The following is an 18,603-nucleotide window of genomic DNA, read 5'->3' as shown; positions in this document are numbered from 1 at the left end:
GTCCCCGGACGGTGGACGGCCGAAGGCCCGCAGATGTGGCCGTACCGGGCGGCATCGGCGCCCTCCGGGCCGGGCCGCCGGGATGATAGAACCTTGGCTCCCGCAGACAGCTCGCCGAGGTCCCGACGACATGGACGGAGCATCACGATGGATACGCCGCAGATCCCTTCGACGGTGTACAGCACGGAACACGCCGAGATCTACGATTTCGTCCACGCGGCCCGGGGCCGGGACTGGTCGGCCGAGGCGGACGGCATCGCCCGGATGATCCGGGAGCGTTGTCCCGAAGCGGGTTCGCTGCTCGATGTCGCGTGCGGCACCGGTGCGCACCTGGAGCGGTTCGCCGGACACTTCGGCACCGTGGCCGGCGTCGAACTCTCCCCCGACATGCGGGAGACAGCCACGCGGAGAGTCCCCGCGGCCCGTGTGCACGAGGGGGACATGCGGCAGTTCGACCTCGGCCGGACCTTTGACGCGGTGCTCTGCATGTGTTTCTCCCTGGGATACATGAGCACCGTCGGGGAACTGCGCCGGAGCGCGGCGACCCTGGTGCGTCATCTGGCGCCCGGCGGCGTGCTCGTCGCCGAGCCCTGGTGGTTTCCGGAGCGGTTCATCGACGGGTTCATCTCGGCCTCCCTCGCCCAGGAGGAGGGCCGGGCCGTCAGCCGGCTGTCGCACTCCGTCCGGGACGGACGCATCAGCCGGATGACGGTGCGCTACACCGTCGCCGAGACCTCCGGCATCCGTGAGTTCACCGAGTACGAGACGTACTCGCTGTTCACCCAGGAGGAATACCTGGACGCCTTCGAGCAGGCGGGGTGCGCGGTGGAGTTCCTCCCCGACTGGCCGAACGGCCGGGGGCTGTTCATCGGGGTCCGCGCGTAGCGGGAGGCCGTCCCGGGACCGGTGGCGACGAGCTGTACCGGCCGTCGGGGCCCGCGCGCGGCGGGCGACCGTCCCCGCCCGGGCCGGCCACCGGGCACCCGGTGACGGGTCCGGGAGCCCTGACAGATCCGCGCCGCGACAGCAAGGCGCCGAGGCAGGTTCCTGATATGTGTCACCGCCCCCCTCACTTCGATCCCGCGGGCCCCGGGCGTGGGCTAGTTTCTCGCGGAGAATGCCGACGGCCCCTCCCGGGGCCGGCGGCGGACCGACCGCACATTCCGGGGGGAGACCATGAGCGAGCCGTCGGACCAGATCGCCGGGGTCGGCGCGCGTGAGCAGCCGGCCGACAGCGGCGTGGAGGTCTTCGAGCGTCACTACGCCGGCGCGCCGGGCGCCGGCTGGGAGATCAACCGGCCGCAGACGGTCCTCGTACGCCTCGCCGAGGAGGGCGCGCTCCGCGGCCGGGTGCTCGACGTCGGCTGCGGCAGCGGCGACAACGCCCTGCTGGCCGCCGAACACGGCCTGGAGACGACGGGCGTGGACGCCGCCCCCAGCGCGATCACCCTCGCCGCCCGCAAGGCGCGGGAACGCGGCCTGAAGGCGCGTTTCCTGGAGTGGGACGCCCTGGACCTCGCATCGCTCGGCGAGCAGTTCGACACGCTCATCGACGTCGGACTCTTCCACTGCTTCGCCCCCGAGGACCGGCCCCTCGTCGCCCGCAGCATGGCCTCCGTCGTACCGCCCGGCGGACGCTGCTTCCTGATGTGCTTCAGCGACCGGCAGCCGGGCACCTGGGGTCCGCGACGCGTTCCCGAGCAGGCCGTCCGGGAGAGTTTCACCGACGCCGGGTGGCGCGTGGACACACTCGAAGCGGCCGAACTCGACGTCGCCTTCAACCCCGGGACCGCCCAGGCCTGGTTCGCCGCCATGACCCGCCTCTGAGCGGGTCGGAGAGAAGACGACCATGCGCGTCCTGTTCTGCACCTGGCCCGCCGCGGCCCACCTCTACCCCAGTGTGCCGATGGCCCGGGCCCTGGGCGACGCGGGCCACGAGGTGCGGGTCGTCTCCCATCCGTCGCTGCTGGACACGATCAACGCGACCGGCCTTACGGGCGTGTCGCTCAGCGACGAGGAGACCCTGCCGCAGCCGCTGGGCGCCGGCCGCCCCATCGCCCCGGACACGTACGCCGACCTCGTCAGCCTCACCAAGTCCCTCGACCTGGACAGCTACGGGCGGTACGTGTGGACCTACTTCCGGGACTACATGCTGCCCGCCATCCGCGACTTCCAGCCGGAGCGCGCTCCCGCCGACGCGCCCCAGTACGCCCTCGACGCGCTGGTCGGCCTCTGCCGTTCGTGGCGGCCCGACCTGGTCCTGTGGGACCCCACGATGCCGGCCGCCGGGGTGGCCGCCCAGGTGTCCGGCGCTGCCCACGCCCGCATCCTGTGGGGCCCGGACCTGTTCGGCTGGGCGCACGAGCAGTACACCCGGTGCGCGAAGCTCTCCGGTGACGCCCTCCTGCCCGAGGAGCCGATGACCTCGTCGGTCAGACCGATGGCCGAGCGCTACGGGCTCCCCCTGACCGACGAGCTGCTGTTCGGACAGTGGACGGTCAACCCGGTGCTGGAGCGGATGCGCCTGCCCACCAGGAAGCGCACCGTGTCGGTGCGCTGGCAGCCCTACGCCGGCCCGGCCGTGCTGCCCGACTGGCTGCGGGAACCGCCCGCACGACCGCGGGTGGCCATCACCCTCGGTTCCTCGATACGGGCCTGGGGACGGGACAGTGCCCTGCTCGTCAACCGCGTACTGGAGATGGTGGACGGCCTGGACGTCGAGGCCGTCGCCACCCTGGACGCCTCCCAGCTCGCCGTGGCCGACCGGATACCCGACAACGTCCGGACCGTCGACTACGTCCCGCTGACCGAACTGCTGCCGACCTGTTCGGCGGTGATCCACCACGGCGGCCACGGAACGTTCGGCGCCGCCCTGGTCAACCGGATACCGCAGTTCGTCGTGATGGACCCCGGCTACCCCATGGAGGCCCCGCTCACGGGCCGGTTCCTCTCCGAGAGCGGCGTGGGAACGGGGGTGCGCGTCGACCGTCACACCGGCGCCGAACTGCGTGCGGGGCTGTCCCGGCTGATGACCGCGCCGTCCTTCCGCGACGCCGCGGCGGAGCTGTACACGGACCTGCTGACCGCTCCGGAGCCGGGCGAGATCGTCCCCGTCCTGGAGCGCCTCACCCGGCACCACCAGAGCCGGGACTGAACCCGCCACCTTCCCATCGTCCCCACCGCGCCAGGGAGCCACCGCGTGATCAACGTCTTCCAGCCGAGCCTGGGCGAGGCGGAACTCCTCGCCCTGTCCGAGGTGTTCGCCTCGAACTGGCTGGGCCACGGACCCCGCACCGCCGAGTTCGAAGCACGCTTCGCGGACCACCTCGGGGTCGAACCGGACCGGACGCTCTTCCTCAACTCCGGTACGGCCGGGCTCTTCCTCGCCACCGAGCTGCTCGACCTGGGCCCCGGCGACGAGGTGGTCCTGCCGTCCGTGAGCTTCGTGGCCGCTGCCAACGCCATCGCCGTGACCGGGGCGCGCCCCGTCTTCTGCGACGTCGACCCCCACGGTCTCCACCCGACCGCGGAGCACGTCGAGAGCGCCATGACACCGCGCACCAAGGCGGTCATCGTGCTGCACTACGGCGGCTACCCCGGTGAGGTCGCGGAGATCGCGGCCCTGTGCCGGCGGCGGGGGGTCCCGCTCGTCGAGGACGCGGCCTGCGCCGTGGCCTCCACGGCCGGCGGCAAGGCGTGCGGCACCTTCGGCGACATCGCCCTGTGGAGTTTCGACGCGATGAAGGTGCTGGTGACCGGTGACGGCGGCATGCTGTACGTCCGCGATCCGCAGCTCGCGCGCCGCGCCCGGGTCCTCGCCTACCACGGTCTGGAGCAGCCCAGCGGCTTCGGCCACGCGAAGGTGTCCGAGCGGTGGTGGGAGCTCGACGTACGGAGCTTCGGCCGCCGTGTCATAGGCAACGACCTGACCGCCGCGATCGGCACGGTGCAGCTCGGCCGGCTGCCCGCCAACGTCGCCCGGCGGCGCGAGGTGGCGACGGCCTACGACAGCCTGCTCGCGGACACCCCTGGCGTACGGCTGCCGCCCCCGCTGCCCGAGGGGCACCGCTCCTCCTACTACTTCTACTGGGTCCAGCTGGATCCGCTCATCCGTGACCGGGTCGCGGCGACGCTGCTGGCCCAGGACATCTACACCACCTTCAAGTACCCACCGCTGCACCGGGTGCCCGCCTACGGCGCCCACTCCACCGACCTGCCCGGCACCGACCGGGCCACCGACAGCACGCTGCTGCTCCCCCTCCACCAGGCGCTGAGCGACGCGGAGACCCGGACGGTGGCGAACGCCCTGCGCGAAGCCGTCACTCACCACCTGGCCCTGGCCGGGGCCTGACGCACGCCGACGGGAATCACCGAGGGAGGCGCCCGCCTGTGGGCATCGACGAGACAGCCGTACCAGGTGCGTACGCGCACGCGTCCTGCCGGGCGCCGCGCGCCCCGGCCCGCACCGCTCCACGGGAGGAACGCCCATGAAGGCGCTCGTACTCGCCGGGGGACTCGGGACGCGGCTGCGGCCGTTCACCGAGACCATGCCCAAGCAGCTGATACCCGTCGCCAACCAGCCCGTGCTCGAACACGTTCTGGAGAACCTCCGCGCGCTGGACGTGCGGGAGATCTGCGTGGTCGTCGGCGCGTGGGGACCCGACATCGCGGCACGGATCGGCGACGGATCGCGGTTCGGCGCCCGGATCACCTACCTCACGCAGCTCCGGCCGCTGGGCCTGGCGCACTGCGTGGCCCTCGCCCGCCCGTTCCTCGGCGACGACGACTTCGTGATGTACCTCGGCGACAACGTCGTGGAGGACGGCATAGCGGGGCCGGCCGAGGAGTTCCGGGCCCGCCGCTCCGACGCGCACCTGGTGGTGGCCAAGGTCGCCGACCCCCGCGCCTTCGGGGTGGCCGAGCTGGACGCCCGTGGCCGGGTCCGACGGCTGGTGGAGAAACCGCGCCTGCCGCTCAGCGACCTGGCACTCATCGGCGTCTACTTCTTCCGCCCCGCCATCCACCGGGCGGTCGCCGCGATCGCGCCCAGCGCACGCGGCGAGCTGGAGATCACCGACGCCGCCCAGTGGCTGGTCGACCGGGGGGCCCCGGTCACGGCCGGCGAGTACACCGGCTACTGGAAGGACACCGGACGCGTGGAGGACGTGCTGGACTGCAACCGGCGCCTGCTGGGCACCCTGGCGCGGGGCATCCACGGAACGGCCGACGCCGCCAGCCGCCTGACCGGCCCGGTGCACGTCGCCCCGGGCGCCACCGTGCTGCGCTCGGTCATCACCGGGCCGGCGATCATCGGCCCCGGCTCCCTCGTCGAGGACTGCCGTATCGGACCGGGCACGTCGATCGGCAGCGGCTGTGTACTGCGCGACACCGAACTGGAGAACTCCATCGTGATGGACGACGCGTGGGTGACGGGACGGACGGGCGCGAGCGACCTGCTCATCGGCCGCGCGATGCGGATCGGCTCGGGCCCGCCCCCGGTGCCGCTCCCCCAGGAACTGGCCGCGAACGGCGCCCGTACAGGAGGAACCCGATGAGGATCCTGGTCACCGGCGGGGCCGGATTCGTGGGCTCGCACTACGTCCGGACGATGCTGGCGCAGGGGTACCCGGGCTACGAGCGGGCCGACGTCACCGTGCTGGACAAGCTGAGCTACGCGGGCAACGCCGAGAACATTCCGCTCGGCCACCCCCGGCTGCACCTCGTCAAGGGCGACGTCTGCGACGCGCCCCTGCTGAACGAACTGCTGCCCGGACACGACGCCGTGGTGCACTTCGCGGCCGAGTCGCACGTCGACAGGTCCCTGGACGCGCCCGCCGTCTTCACCCGGACGAACGTGGTGGGCACCCAGACCCTCCTGGACGCCTGCCTGAACGCCGGGGTGGAGCGCGTGGTGCACATCTCCACGGACGAGGTGTACGGGAGCATCGCCGAGGGCTCCTGGCACGAGGAGTCGCCGCTTCTGCCCAACTCCCCCTACGCGGCCTCCAAGGCGGCGGCGGACCTGACCGTACGCTCCTACTGGCGCACCTTCGGGCTCGACGTGTCGATCACGCGCTGCTCCAACACCTACGGCCCCTACCAGCACCCGGAGAAGGCCATTCCGCGCTTCACCACCAACCTCCTGGAGGGCGAGCCGATCCCGCTGTACGGCTCGGGGCGGAACGTGCGGGACTGGATCCACGTGGACGACCACGCGCGGGCCGTCCAGCTCGTGCTGACCAAGGGAAGCGCGGGCGGCATCTACCACGTGGGCGGCGGCCACGAGCTGACCAATCTGGACCTGGCCGAGCACCTGCTCGCCCTGTGCGGCGCGGACCGGTCCATGATCCGGCATGTGACCGACCGCAAGGGACACGACCTGCGCTACTCGCTGGACGGGTCCAAAGCCCGTACGGAGCTGGGGTTCACGCCCCGGGTCGGCTTCGACGAAGGGCTGGCCGCCACCGTCGACTGGTACCGGGAGAACACGGCGTGGTGGAAGGCCGCGAAGGACCAGGCCGGGGACGAGGAGAGTCGGGCGTGAATCACGAGCACAGGGAACGGGCCCTGGAAGAGGCCAGGAAGCACCACCAAAGTGTGCGCGGCTCCGGGGAGTTCGTACCGGGTACCACGGAGATCTGGCCGTCCGGCGCCGTCCTGGACGAGGACGACCGCGCGGCGCTGGTGGAGGCCGCCCTGGATCTGCGGATCGCCGCCGGGCCGCTCTCCAAGCGCTTCGAGTCCGGCTTCGCGCGGTTGCTGAAGCGCCGCAAGGCCCATCTGACCAACTCCGGTTCGTCCGCGAACCTGCTGGCGCTCACCGCCTACACGTCCCCGCTCGTGGGCGAACGGCGCCTGCTGCCCGGCGACGAGGTCATCACCGTCGCCGCGGGGTTCCCCACCACGGTGAACCCCATCCTGCAGAACGGCCTGGTGCCGGTCTTCGTCGACATCGAGCTCGGCACCTACAACACCACCGCCGACCGCGTAGCCGCCGCCATCGGGCCGAAGACCCGCGGCATCATGATCGCGCACGCCCTCGGCAACCCGTTCGAGGTGGAGGAGATCGCCCAACTCGCGGCGGAACACAACCTGGTGTTCGTCGAGGACAACTGCGACGCGGTCGGCACGACCTACCGGGGGCGGCTGACCGGCACGTTCGGCGACGTCAGCACCGTGAGCTTCTATCCCGCGCACCATCTGACGATGGGTGAGGGCGGCATCGTGACGACCTCGGACCTCAAAGTCGCGCGGATCGTCGAGTCACTGCGGGACTGGGGGCGGGACTGCTGGTGCGAACCGGGTCACAGCGACACCTGTCTGAAGCGCTTCGACCACCAGCTCGGCGCGTTGCCGGCCGGATACGACCACAAGTACATCTTCTCCCACGTCGGCTACAACCTGAAGTCGACGGACCTGCAGGCGGCACTCGGCCTGTCACAGCTGCGGAAGCTGGACGGGTTCATCGCGGCGCGCCGCCACAACTGGCGGCGGATGCGTGAGGGCCTGGACGGCGTACGTCATCTCCTGCTGCCGGAGGCGACGGCCGGCAGCGATCCGAGCTGGTTCGGATTCGTGATGACGGTAGGGCCCGACGCCCCGTTCACGTGCGGAGAGCTGACCGGATTCCTGGAGAAGCGGAAGATCGGCACCCGCCGGCTGTTCGCGGGCAACCTCACCCGCCAGCCCGCCTACCTCCGGCAGCCCCACCGCGTCGTCGGTGAACTGACCAACAGTGACATCGTCACGGAGCGCACGTTCTGGACCGGTGTCTATCCGGGTCTCACCGACGAGATGACCGACTACGTCATCGCCTCGGTACGGGAGTTCGTGGCGGGCCGCAGGTGAGGTGCGACAGCTCCCGGCCGCAGGACACGGAGGCCGGACCGGACGGACTGGAAGCCCGGATCGCCCGCTCCGTGGCCGCCACCGGCCCGGCGACCGGCGCCCGGAGCACGACGGAGGAGATCGTCGCGTGGCTGACGGAGCGCCGCCGCGTCCACGGCACACGGATCCGGCGCATCCCGTTCGCCGAGCTGGACGGCTGGTCGTTCCAGGAGGACACCGGGAACCTGGTCCACCGCAGCGGCCGCTTCTTCACCGTCGAGGGCCTGCGCGTGCACGACGCGGACCGGGCCGGGGACCCGTGGCAGCAGCCGGTCATGATGCAGCCGGAGGTGGGCGTACTCGGCCTCCTCGCACGGGAGTTCGACGGCGTACTGCACTTCCTGGCCCAGGCCAAGATGGAACCGGGCAACCGGGACGGGATTCAGCTGTCACCGACCGTGCAGGCCACCCGCAGCAACTACCAGCGGGTGCACGGGGGCTCCGGCGTGCGGTTCCTGGAGTTCTTCACCGAGCCGGGCCGCGCCCGGCCGCTGACCGACACGCTGCAGTCCGAACACGGGGAGTGGTTCCTGTACAAGTCGAACCGCAACATCGTGGTGGAGACAGCCGAAGAGGTCGCCGAGGACCCCGCCGCCGAACCGGACTTCCGCTGGCTGACCCTCGGTCAGATCGGCGAGCTCCTGCGGCTGGACAACGTGGTCAACATGGACACCAGGACCGTACTGGCCTGTCTGCCGGCCTCCGGAGGGCCACGGCCGGCCCGGCACACCGACGCCGAGGTGTCGTCCTGGCTCGGTGACGCCCGTGCCCGCTCCCGGCTGCGGGCCGAGCCCGTACAGCTCGCCCGGGTGCGGGGCTGGCTCCGGGACGAACAGGCCATCCGCCACTGCGACGACCGCCACTTCCGTGTGGTCGCGGTCGCGGTCGAGGCGGAGGGCCGCGAGGTGGGCAGCTGGACCCAGCCCCTGTTCGAACCGTGCGGCCCCGGAGTCAGCGCGTTCCTGTTCCGCCACTTCGACGGCGTGCCGCATCTGCTGGCCCACGCCCGTGCGGAGGCGGGGCTGTCGCAGGCCGTCGAGGTCGGCCCGACCGTGTGCTACACACCCGACGACCGCGGCCGCCTCCCGGTGTACGCGGACTTCGTACGGGCGGCCGAAGGTTCACGCGTCCGCTACGCGACGGTGCTCTCCGAGGAAGGAGGACGGTTCCTGTACGCCGAGAACGACTGCCTCCTCGTGTCGCTGGACGGCGTCGACGACAGCGACCTGCTCAGCCCGCCGCCGGACCACCTCTGGATCACGCCGGGCCAGCTCGGCGCCCTGACGGGCCGGGGCCACCAGGTCACCGTCCAGGCCCGTACGCTGCTCGCCGTGCTCAACTCCGGTGCTGCGAGCCTGTCGTGAACCGGCCCGTACGGATCGCGGTGCTCGGCACCGCGGAGTTCGCCCGGCGGCGCATGCTGCCCGCGTTCAGAGCGTCCGCCGACGTCACCGTGGTCTCCGTGGCGAGCAGGGACCCGGCCAGGGCGGCGGAGCTGGCGCGGGAGTACGGCTGCCGGGCCGCCGTCGGCTATGCCGAGCCGCTGGCCGACGACGACGTGGACGCGGTCTATCTGCCGCTGCCGGCATCGATGCACGCGCGATGGGCCGGTGCGGCGCTGCTCGCGGGCAAGCACGTGCTCGTGGAGAAGCCCGCCGCGATGAGCGGGGCGGACGCCGCCGAACTGTGCGCGCTGGCCCGCTCACGAGGCCTGGCCCTGGTGGAGAACGTCCTGTTCCTCCACCATTCCCAGCACCGGGCGGTCATGCGGCACGTCGCCGACGGGGCGATCGGACGGCTCCAGGCCTTCGACGCGGCGTTCACCGTGCCGCGCCGGCCGGCCTCCGACATCCGCTACCACCCCGCCCTGGGCGGCGGAGCGCTGTGGGACCTCGGCGTGTATCCGCTGCGGGCCGCGCTCGGCCTGCTGAGACCGGCGCCCTCCCCGCGGCTGGTGGGCGCCACCGCCAGGCGGGGCCCGTCGGACAGGGTGGACACGGCGGGTACGGCGCTGCTGGACGGCGGAGACGGGCTCGCCCTCCAGCTCAGCTACGGCCTCGACCACACCTACCGCAGTACGTACACGCTCTGGGGCAGCACGGGACGGCTCACCGTCGACCGGGCGTTCACCCCACCCGCCGACCACGAACCGGTGCTCCAGCTGGAGCGGGCCGGGGTGTTGACGCGGCTCCCCCTGCCCTCGGACGACCAGGCGGGCAACGCCGTCACGGCCTTCGCCCACGCGGTCCGTACGCGCGCCCGCCCGGCACCGGAGATCCAGCGCCAGGCGGAACTGCTGGAGGCGATCGAGCTCAGCTCTTCGGCCGTCGACCAAAGCGTCCAGGCACCTCCGCGCACCGAGCGGGCTCCCACGGCGAACACCACCGGTTCATGATCCCGGCGGGTCGGCGTCCGGCTCAGATGCTGCCGAGTTCTTCCGCTATGCGTGCCGCGTCGTACCGATTGCGGGCCTGGAGCTTCTTGATGGCCGACGAGGTCAGGTTCCGCACCGTGCCGGGGGCGAGATAGAACTCGCGGGCGATCTCCTTGACGGAAGCTCCGGTCGCCGTGGAACGCAGGACGTCCCGCTCGCGTTGGCTCAGGAGGCCCGCTGCCGGGCGTGAGGCGTCCTTGGGTCTCTCGCTCCCCCGAAGGTCCTGCTGTCTCGCCTGCATGCTGCGGATGGTGCCGATCAGCTGGTTCAGCCGCGCCCCTCGCGAGATGACGCTCACCATCTCGGATTCCTGCACCTTGACCAGCGCCACCTGCCCGGGCTGCTCGGTGATGAGGGTGATCCCGCAGTGGGGCACGTGGTTCCGCACTTCGTGAACCGTTTCCACCACATTCGGGGTCACTCCGCCCAGAACCAGGGATCCGGCCGACGCCTTGCGGATCGCGGGGACCAATTCGCGGTGCGAGCTCACGACCCCCGCCACCCGGAATCCAGGAATCTGGTTCAGCAATCCAGCGAGCGCTTCCGTGTATATGACGTGATCACCCGCGACGAGAATACGTGCAGTCATTGCCATTCCCCCGTTTTGCGTCAATTCAAGGGAAATTCCGCCAGGTCACACCTCGTGCGTAAACATGAGGCTTTACCCCTCGATTCACCCGAAAGGCCTGGTCAGGCCAACAGTTCGGACGTCAAGGGCAAACCGGTCGGCCTGGGCCAAAGATCCCCTGGATGTCGCTTAGATAATATGCTCGACCGTGAACTTATGAAAGGCTTCGGCCGCTCCCCGGATACCTGCGCCAGAGGAGGTCAACGCAGCCGAGGCCAATGTGCCGGATTTCTGCGGAGTCATGGTCGGCTGCGGCGTCGATGTGGCGGGGTGCCGTACGGAATACGCATTTTTGCACAAGATATTTCCCCCCGAGGGAACCGCCCGGCGAAAACCCGCGTCACCGGGAGACCGGCTCGCGCACCCTCCCTCGCTCACGCCTCTGACGGAGCGACCGCACCTGGCCGGCGCCGGCCGCGCTCCAGGCCCGCCGCGCGCTCGCGACGGGAGGCGGGTGGCGCGGCGGCACGGGGTGACGGAGCGGGGCCCGGCGGGGACGCGACACCCGCCGATCAGGTGACGCCCGACGCTGCCGGTCCTCGAGAATCATGGACGCTCGCCGTAACTGCCCCTGCCCGTCGCAGTGTTGACGGACGTTCCGGTCGACGACGCGGGACGCCGGGCTCGCGCCCGCACTCAGGACGGCCTCCACCGAGGGGCGCGGGGCCCGGGCACGGAACCGGTGCCCGCACGACCCGAAGGGATGCTCACGGGCCCCGATCGGCTCGCCCGTCCCGCGCGCGGCCGACGGTCCATTGAAACCGCGCACGACGTTCGTGGCGTCCCACACCGGTAAGACGCCTTCCCTTTCCCCATCCGGACCAGCGTGGCGCATCACCCCATAGCCACCCAGCGGAATCAAGCCATCCGCGTCAGCGCCCTCACGCGTCGACGCAGCGCCCCCGAAGCAAACGACCACCAGCATGCCCACCCCAACACTCGCTCCAGGCCATCGGCCTGCTGCCCCGTCGGCCCACACTCAGCGATGAGATTCGGATCGCCTTACGAAAACACAGAGACCTGGGCTGTGCTCGTCGATGTCTCACCATGCGATCGCTCTCTTCGGAAGCGTAAAGGTGAATCCCGGCCAAGTGCAAGGAAAAGTAAGAGGTTGGTCTAGGTTCAGTAAAGACATGAGGGGCAACCTGCGAAGGAGCACCCTTCGCCCCAGGTCAGGGGCGTGCGCACGCGTCCGTGACGACCCTCTGCCCTCCGGTCATCGCCCTCGTTCCGGCGACGCGCCACGGCACTTCTCGGCCCCGATATCCGCGCGCGAAGGACAAACCGGCCACGGCGACACCCGGCCACCGAGCGCGGGCAACGACGCCCGGGACACCCGCAGCCCACCGCGACCCCCCGACGCGCCAACGCCCGCCCGCGGAACGCCCCTTCGCGGGGGAGCCGCCCTGAGGACACCGCCCGGCCGCACTGGCCACTCCGCGGCGTCCGCGTACAGATCAAAGACGTCTGACCATGGCGTCCACTCAGCTGGAATCCACCTGCTGATCGATTGCTGCTTCATAAAAGGCATCCGCAAGGGCGACAATGATCGCATTGATGGCCGGCCCGTCGGTGAAAAAGTATTCAGCCATCGTGTTGTGGGCGTCCTGGTTCTCTGCGACTGCCTCCGTGACGGCGGATTGGAAATCCTGTGACTCCAGGAACTGCTTCTTGGAGTTCACCTTGGTTTGCTGAACCAAGTTCAGGTCGGCGAGCAGCAGTTGCACGAGGCCTTGCACGAACTCGCTGACCTGGGAGGCAGCGAACGTATCCGCGCCGAAGAGGTCGTTCATCTTGTCTATGACGACCTGAAGCGCGACGTACTTCGGATCCTTCTTCGCTCCCGAACCGGCGGCGCTGATGCCCTTCAGCTGTCCGTCGCCCACGAGCGAGATGTCGACCGCTATCGCCTTGTTGTGCTTGACCCCCACCAGCACAACGTCGGAGAGGTCGACATCGGCTGCCCAAGCGGACTCGGCGATCACCTTCTCCAGCAGGCGCAGGAAGATCGAGAGCATCTCCATGTAGGGATCGCCGTAGTCGACGATCTGGGACATGAAGTCGTAGAGCCGTACGTAGGTGGAGACGTCCTTGCGGAACAGGTCGAGCTCCTGGAGCTTGACCTTGTCCTCCTGCTCGATCGCCCGCGTGTAGCGGCGCCGGAAGTCGTGCTGCGCCGGGCTGATCGCGGCCGAGAGCGCGTTGTTGCCCTTCCGGGTCACCCACAGCTCGGCGACCTTGCGGACGTCGTCCTCGGTGTAGATCCCGGCCTGGGCGAGCTTGTTGGCCAGGTGGACGACGACATACGGGTCGGTCTCGGTCTCCAGGGTCGCGTTCTTGAAGTACGGCTCGAAGGCCGTCCTGATGTCCTCGGGCTTGTTGGCGAAGTCAATGACGAACGTCTTGCGCTTCTGCTCCCCACCAGCGGTGCGGTGGGTGCGGTTGAGGCGCGAGAGCGTCTGCACCGCGGTAACGCCCGACAGCTTCTTGTCGACGTACATCGCCGAGAGCAGGGGCTGGTCGAAGCCGGTCTGGAACTTGTTGGCGACCAGCATGATCTTGTAGGTATCGCCCGTGAACGCGGCCGCCAGATCAGCCCCCGCGCCGGGGTTCATGTTGGCCTCGGTGAATTCGTCGTCCCTCGACGGCTGCGGGCCCCAGTCGCTGTGCCAGGTCTCGTCCTCCGGCATGGTCACCCCACCCGAAAAAGCGACCAGCGTACGGTAGTTGTACGAGGCGTCCTCGGCGCGGCGCTTGGCGATGTAGGCGTCTATCGCCACCTTGTACTTCACCGCGGACTTCCGGGAGTCGGTCACCACCATGGCCTTCGCCTTGCCTTCGAGGAGGTAGGCGACGTTGGCGTGGAAGTGCTCGACGATGATCTGCACCTTCTGGCTGACGTTCGTCGGATGAAGCTGTACCCACCTCATCAGCCCCTTGCGGGCGGTGGCCTCCTCGACCTCGCCTCCGTCGCTGGTTTCCGCCTTGCCGGCGATCTTCAGCGCGGTGTCGTAGGACTGGTACCCCTTGAGGACGTCGAGGATGTAGCCCTCCTCGATCGCCTGCTTCATCGAGTACAGGTGGAACTCGCGCGGCTTGCCGTCGGGGCCCTTGCGACCGAACAGTTCGAGAGTCTTGTTCTTCGGCGTCGCGGTGAAGGCGAAGTAGGAGATGTTCTCCGATTCGGCCCGCTCGGTCATCTCCGAGGCGAGCACCGACTCCACATCGACATCTCCGCCTTCCTCGATCTCCTTGAGCTCCTCGGCGGTCAGTACCTGCTTCAGCTTCGAGGAGATCTGCCCCGACTGCGAGGAGTGCGCCTCGTCAGCGATCACGGCGAATCGCTTGCCCTTGAGGCCCGCGTCGGTCCGGATCTCTTCCAGCGCATGTGGGAAGGTCTGCACCGTCACCGCGATGATGAGCTCGCCGCTCTTCAACGCCTGTGCCAGAAGACCCGACTTCGACTTCGCGCCGGCCTTGCGGACATCCTCGGGACTGATCGTCGCGACGATCTTCTTGTTCCCGTCGATCTGCCGGATCGCATCCTGCAGCTGGGAGTCGAGCACGGTACGGTCCACGACCACGATGACGGAGTCGAACACCTTCTTGTCGTCGGCATCATGCAGTCGGGCCAACCCGTGGGCGGTCCAGGCGATGGTGTTCGTCTTTCCCGACCCGGCCGAGTGCTCGATCAGGTACCGGTGCCCGACGCCCTCCTCCTTCACTGCGGCAACGATGCTCGTGACGGCCTCCCACTGGTGGAAGCGCGGGAAGAGCATGCTCGTACGCCGCACCGAGGTGCCGGTGGTGACGTCCCACTCCTCCTTGATCTGCACGATCATCAGCCGCCCGATGACGTTCAGCCACGCGTGCTTCTCCCAGACGCGTTCCCACAGGTAGGCCGTCGCCGACCCGCCGTCCGCGCCAGGCGGGTTGCCGGCACCACTTTCGAAGCCGATGTTGAACGGAAGGAAGTGGGTCTTCTCCCCCTCCAGCCTCGTGGTCATGGCCGCTAGGCCGTTGGAGACCGCGAAGTGCACCAGCGCCCGGTGACCGAACGACAGCAGCGGCTCCGGCCGCCCGTTCGTCAGCGGTTTGCGGTCGTGCTTGTACTGGTTGACCGCCTCGTCCAGCGACTGGGTGAAGTCGGTCTTCAGCTCCACCGTGGCCACAGGGAGCCCGTTGACGAAGAACACCAGATCAATGGTGCGCTGGTCAGCTGTCGAGAAGTGCACCTGCCGCACCACCCGCACCCGCATGGCCTCGTAGTGCACCGAGGTGGTCACGTTGAGCGAGGTATCGGGACGAAACTGCGCCATTTTCAATCGGCCGCCACCGATGTACTGCACCCCGTTGCGCAGGATGTTCAGCGTCCCGCCGCCATGTTCCAGAGGCTTGTCCAACGCTGCGGTCAGCACGTCAAGGAACTTCGCCTGCGACCCCGCCGCCTTCAGCGCCTTCTCGTACGCCGTCTTCTGCGTCGCCTTCAGCCACGCGAACAGATCTGCCGGGAACAGCGCTCTCTCGCGGTCGTACTCGCCCCCGTCGTGGTCGTTCACCGAGTACAGCCAGCCGCGTGCCTCAAGGTACTCGCAGATCTCCTTCTCGAAGACCGCCTCGTTGTGGTCGGCCATCACGCCGCCTCCCGTACGTCGACCTGGCCTGTCACGGCCGCCGTGATCAGCGCCGATCGGCGCTCGCGAGCGAGCTCGATGAACCGCTCCGTCTCGGCAATGAGCGAATCGATCTTTGCGGTCCGTTCATCCAGATAGGCAGCGATCCGCCGCTGCTCCTGGATGGCTGGAAGCGGGATGGGTGTCCGGGCCAAGGTGCCGAGGTTCAGCCGACGGAACGTCGCGCCCATGATCTGGTAGTCCCAGTACTCAGCCGTCTGCCGTGAAAGAAGCGCCCACACGAAGAATCTCGTGTCGACCAGATCCGGCCGCAGTGCGATTCGCACCGTATCTTGCGTCAGATTCGCGCCGGTCAAGTCGTCCGAGACGACGGCCACCTTCCCGTACGCCGGGCCGATCGAAACGACCACGTCACCGCTCTTGAGAACGGACCGCTTGTAGGCGCTCGCAATCTCAGGTGCTGTCGTCCGCAAGGCATCTCTATGCGGGGACAGCCCCTCGCCCTTGATGTCCGACGGCCCGATATACACCACCCCGCCCTCTACCGGCTCACCGCACTGCAGGATGCCGTAAGTCATCGGCCGATCATGATCGACCAGTCGGCGCACCTGGGTCCACTGAGAGCCGTCCAGGGTCTCGGCAACCGTCGCCACGCGCCGCTCGCCGAGCATCTCGATCAGCCGCTGCTGTTCCTCGATGAGCGTGTCGATGCGGGCTGTCTCGCGGTCGAGGTACTCGGCGATGGCGCGCTGCTCCTCCGGCAGGGGCACCGGCAGAGAGATCTTGGCGAAGTCCCGGAATTTGATCGATTGGCCGTCACGAAGCTGATTCGTGGTCGTACGCAGCTCCTGTACGTAACCGTCTGATTTCAGCAGCCAGCGGAAATAGTCCGGAACCACGATCTTGCTCGGCTTGAGCACCGTGTAGGCAGTACTGACTTTACCTTTGTAGGTCGACCGCTCGATCCCTCCCTGAAAAGAGCGTAGATGAATGATAAAATCGTCCGGATCAACATGCTTCATGTTGTCTTGGCCCTGGATGTTCTGGACAACAGAATTTCCAGTCCTGGACATGTATTCAGCTTGCGGCAACACGCCGTGAATTTGCGACGGCGTCAGGTGCACATCGTCCGGCAAATTTTGCTCGCGGCGCTCACTGAAAGAGGCTTTAGCGGGCATCAATCGCCAAGTTGACGGGATTCCGGCGAGCCATCCCACGTCGATCCCTACACTCACTTCTCAACCTCCCGCAGAAGTTCGAGAATCCTTGCGACCTGCTTTTCCAGGTCAGCATCGATATCTGCGAGTGGCCGCGGCGGAACGTACTTGTAGAAGTGACGGGTGAACGGAATTTCAAAGCCGATTTTGGTCTTGGCCCAATCGATCCAAGCATCGGGAACGTGCGGCTTCACCTCCGCGTCGAAGTACGCCTGGATGACTTCGCGCTCCGCTGCCGCGCCGGCGATCGATCCGCCATAGGTAAAAGGCACGTTCTCGGTGTCACGTTTTTTCGAATCGGGCTTCGGGTCACCCTTGCGGTTGACGACAGGTTTCCCGCCCTCGTGCAGCAGAGGGCGCTCGACGGTGATCGTCCAGTAGCCGAACTCGTCGTTGCGCAGAACCTTGGAGAACTCGGGATCGGCACCCTCGAAGTCGGCATGCAGCCGCAGCACCTTGGCGCGGTCGGCGTCGCTGATCTCGCGCCCCTTGGCACCGAGGTTCTTGCGCATCTTGGTCCAGAACGGCGTGCCGTCGATCAATTGCACCTTGCCCTGGCGGTCCGGGTGCTTGGTGTTGTCCAGGATCCAGATGTACGTGGCGATGCCGGTATTGAAGAACATGTTGGTCGGCAGAGCGACGATCGCCTCGACGAGGTCGTTCTCCAGCAGCCACCGGCGGATGTTGGAAGGGCCGGATTCGGCAGCGCCGTTGAAGAGCGGTGAGCCGTTCATGACGATGCCGACTCGGCCGCCGCCGTCCTCGGGTGCACGCATCTTGTGTGCCAAGTGGAGCAGAAAGAGCATCTGCCCGTCTGAAGTCGCGGGGAGGCCGGGCGCGAAGCGGCCGTAGGGGCCGGCGGAGTCTCGCTCCTCCTTGACCGCCTTCGCGTACTGCTTCCAGTCCACGCCATAGGGCGGGTTGGACATGCAGTAGTCGAACTGGCGGCCCTTGAAGGCGTCGTCGGTGAGTGTGTTTCCGAAGGCGATGTTGGTCGCGTAGTGGCCCTTGGCGAGGAGGTCGGACTTGCAGATGGCGTACGACTGCGGGTTGTACTCCTGGCCGTACAGGCCCAGCTTCGCGCCAGGATTCTCGGCGAGCAGGTGCTCCTCGGCCAGGGAGAGCATGCCGCCGGTGCCGGCGGTGGGGTCGTAGAGCGATCGGATGATGCCGCCCTCGGTGAGGTCGACGTCCTTCTCCGCGAAGAGCAGGTCGACCAGCAGCCGGATCGCGTCGCGAGGTGTGTAGTGATCGCCGGAGGTCTCGTTCGCTGCCTCATTGAACTTGCGGATGATGTATTCGAAGGCGTCGCCCATGTCGGAGTTCGACACCACATCCGGGTGGAGGTCGACCTTGCCGAATGACTTGACGATCTCGCGCAGGAGCCCGGCCTTCTCCAGGGCCAGGATCTCCTTCTTGAAGTCGAAGTACTCGAACACGTCCACATCGGCGGAGAACCGGTCAATGTAGTCGGCCAGGTTGTCCGCCAGCCCGTCCGCGTCGGCCAGCAAGTTCGCGAACGAGTAGTTGGAGGTGTTGTAGAAGGTCCGCCCTGTGGCCTTCTTGACCTCGACCTTGAGCCGGTTCGGGTTCTCGAACCGCGCTGCCAGTTCTCGCATCGTCGCCCGGTCGGGCTCAAGGATGCAGTCGAGCCGCCGCAGGATCGTGAACGGGAGGACCACAGTCCCGTACTGGTTGGGGCGATAGGGGCCCCGAAGTTGGTCAGCGATCAACCAGATGAAGCTACCGAGCGCGCTCACAAGTTCCTCACGAGAATCGTCTAGCAGTGCCGCTCACTTTGCC

The 18,603-nt window shown here is 68.3% G+C and carries 13 protein-coding genes; 9 read left to right on the top strand and 4 right to left on the bottom strand.

What is annotated here, in order from left to right:
• Positions 1–174: 174 nt before the first annotated feature.
• From PSQ21_RS24045 to PSQ21_RS24005, 9 genes are all read left to right on the top strand, one after another.
• Positions 175–885 (top strand): class I SAM-dependent methyltransferase, encoded by a 711-nt coding sequence (locus PSQ21_RS24045; RefSeq protein WP_443334428.1) that lies wholly within the window; start codon positions 175–177, stop codon positions 883–885.
• Positions 886–1,176: 291 nt separating this feature from the next.
• Entirely contained in the window at positions 1,177–1,827 is a 651-nt protein-coding gene (locus PSQ21_RS24040) for a class I SAM-dependent methyltransferase (RefSeq protein ID WP_274032883.1), read from the top strand.
• Positions 1,828–1,849: 22 nt separating this feature from the next.
• Positions 1,850–3,154 carry a nucleotide disphospho-sugar-binding domain-containing protein gene (locus PSQ21_RS24035; RefSeq protein WP_274032882.1) on the top strand — a complete coding sequence of 435 codons (1,305 nt, stop codon included), beginning with the start codon at positions 1,850–1,852 and terminating at the stop codon, positions 3,152–3,154.
• Positions 3,155–3,199: 45 nt separating this feature from the next.
• On the top strand, positions 3,200–4,351 hold the full coding sequence (locus PSQ21_RS24030) for a DegT/DnrJ/EryC1/StrS family aminotransferase (RefSeq protein WP_274032881.1): 1,152 nt from the start codon (positions 3,200–3,202) through the stop codon (positions 4,349–4,351).
• Positions 4,352–4,487: 136 nt separating this feature from the next.
• Positions 4,488–5,555 (top strand): glucose-1-phosphate thymidylyltransferase, encoded by a 1,068-nt coding sequence (locus PSQ21_RS24025; protein ID WP_274032880.1) that lies wholly within the window; start codon positions 4,488–4,490, stop codon positions 5,553–5,555.
• Positions 5,552–6,544, top strand: coding sequence for a dTDP-glucose 4,6-dehydratase (rfbB, locus tag PSQ21_RS24020; RefSeq protein WP_274032878.1), 993 nt, complete (start codon positions 5,552–5,554; stop codon positions 6,542–6,544). The genes PSQ21_RS24025 and rfbB overlap by 4 nt, the downstream gene beginning before the upstream one ends.
• Entirely contained in the window at positions 6,541–7,848 is a 1,308-nt protein-coding gene (gene rfbH, locus PSQ21_RS24015) for a lipopolysaccharide biosynthesis protein RfbH (RefSeq protein ID WP_274032877.1), read from the top strand. Before rfbB ends, rfbH begins: the two co-directional genes overlap by 4 nt.
• Positions 7,845–9,251, top strand: coding sequence for an NDP-hexose 2,3-dehydratase family protein (locus tag PSQ21_RS24010; RefSeq protein ID WP_274032876.1), 1,407 nt, complete (start codon positions 7,845–7,847; stop codon positions 9,249–9,251). Before rfbH ends, PSQ21_RS24010 begins: the two co-directional genes overlap by 4 nt.
• Positions 9,248–10,282: a Gfo/Idh/MocA family protein gene (locus PSQ21_RS24005; RefSeq protein WP_274032874.1), complete on the top strand. Its 1,035-nt coding sequence runs from the start codon at positions 9,248–9,250 to the stop codon at positions 10,280–10,282. Before PSQ21_RS24010 ends, PSQ21_RS24005 begins: the two co-directional genes overlap by 4 nt.
• A 22-nt stretch (positions 10,283–10,304) precedes the next feature.
• Here PSQ21_RS24005 and PSQ21_RS24000 read toward each other — a convergent pair whose 3' ends face one another.
• The 4 genes from PSQ21_RS24000 to PSQ21_RS23985 all read right to left on the bottom strand — a co-directional run bounded on the left by PSQ21_RS24000 (position 10,305) and on the right by PSQ21_RS23985 (position 18,560).
• Entirely contained in the window at positions 10,305–10,910 is a 606-nt protein-coding gene (locus tag PSQ21_RS24000) for a response regulator transcription factor (RefSeq protein ID WP_274032873.1), read from the bottom strand.
• Positions 10,911–12,433: 1,523 nt separating this feature from the next.
• Positions 12,434–15,583 (bottom strand): type I restriction endonuclease subunit R, encoded by a 3,150-nt coding sequence (locus tag PSQ21_RS23995; RefSeq protein WP_274032872.1) that lies wholly within the window; start codon positions 15,581–15,583, stop codon positions 12,434–12,436.
• Positions 15,583–16,818: a restriction endonuclease subunit S gene (locus PSQ21_RS23990; protein ID WP_274032871.1), complete on the bottom strand. Its 1,236-nt coding sequence runs from the start codon at positions 16,816–16,818 to the stop codon at positions 15,583–15,585. The genes PSQ21_RS23995 and PSQ21_RS23990 overlap by 1 nt, the downstream gene beginning before the upstream one ends.
• A complete protein-coding gene (locus PSQ21_RS23985; RefSeq protein WP_274032870.1) occupies positions 16,815–18,560 on the bottom strand; it encodes an HsdM family class I SAM-dependent methyltransferase in 1,746 nt (581 codons plus the stop codon). Before PSQ21_RS23985 ends, PSQ21_RS23990 begins: the two co-directional genes overlap by 4 nt.
• Between the last annotated feature and the right edge of the window lie 43 nt (positions 18,561–18,603).

This window comes from Streptomyces sp. MMBL 11-1, from assembly GCF_028622875.1.
Classification (GTDB): domain Bacteria; phylum Actinomycetota; class Actinomycetes; order Streptomycetales; family Streptomycetaceae; genus Streptomyces.
This window is presented reverse-complemented; position numbering and strand designations above follow the sequence as displayed.

Excerpts from the sequence above, each read along its gene's own strand:
- PSQ21_RS24035 (WP_274032882.1), top strand. The coding sequence starts at position 1,850 with ATGCGCGTCCTGTTCTGCACCTGGCCCGCCGCGGCCCACCTCTACCCC.
- PSQ21_RS24040 (WP_274032883.1), top strand. The coding sequence starts at position 1,177 with ATGAGCGAGCCGTCGGACCAGATCGCCGGGGTCGGCGCGCGTGAGCAG.
- PSQ21_RS24000 (WP_274032873.1), bottom strand. The coding sequence starts at position 10,910 with ATGACTGCACGTATTCTCGTCGCGGGTGATCACGTCATATACACGGAA.
- PSQ21_RS24025 (WP_274032880.1), top strand. The coding sequence starts at position 4,488 with ATGAAGGCGCTCGTACTCGCCGGGGGACTCGGGACGCGGCTGCGGCCG.
- PSQ21_RS23995 (WP_274032872.1), bottom strand. The coding sequence starts at position 15,583 with ATGGCCGACCACAACGAGGCGGTCTTCGAGAAGGAGATCTGCGAGTAC.
- rfbB (WP_274032878.1), top strand. The coding sequence starts at position 5,552 with ATGAGGATCCTGGTCACCGGCGGGGCCGGATTCGTGGGCTCGCACTAC.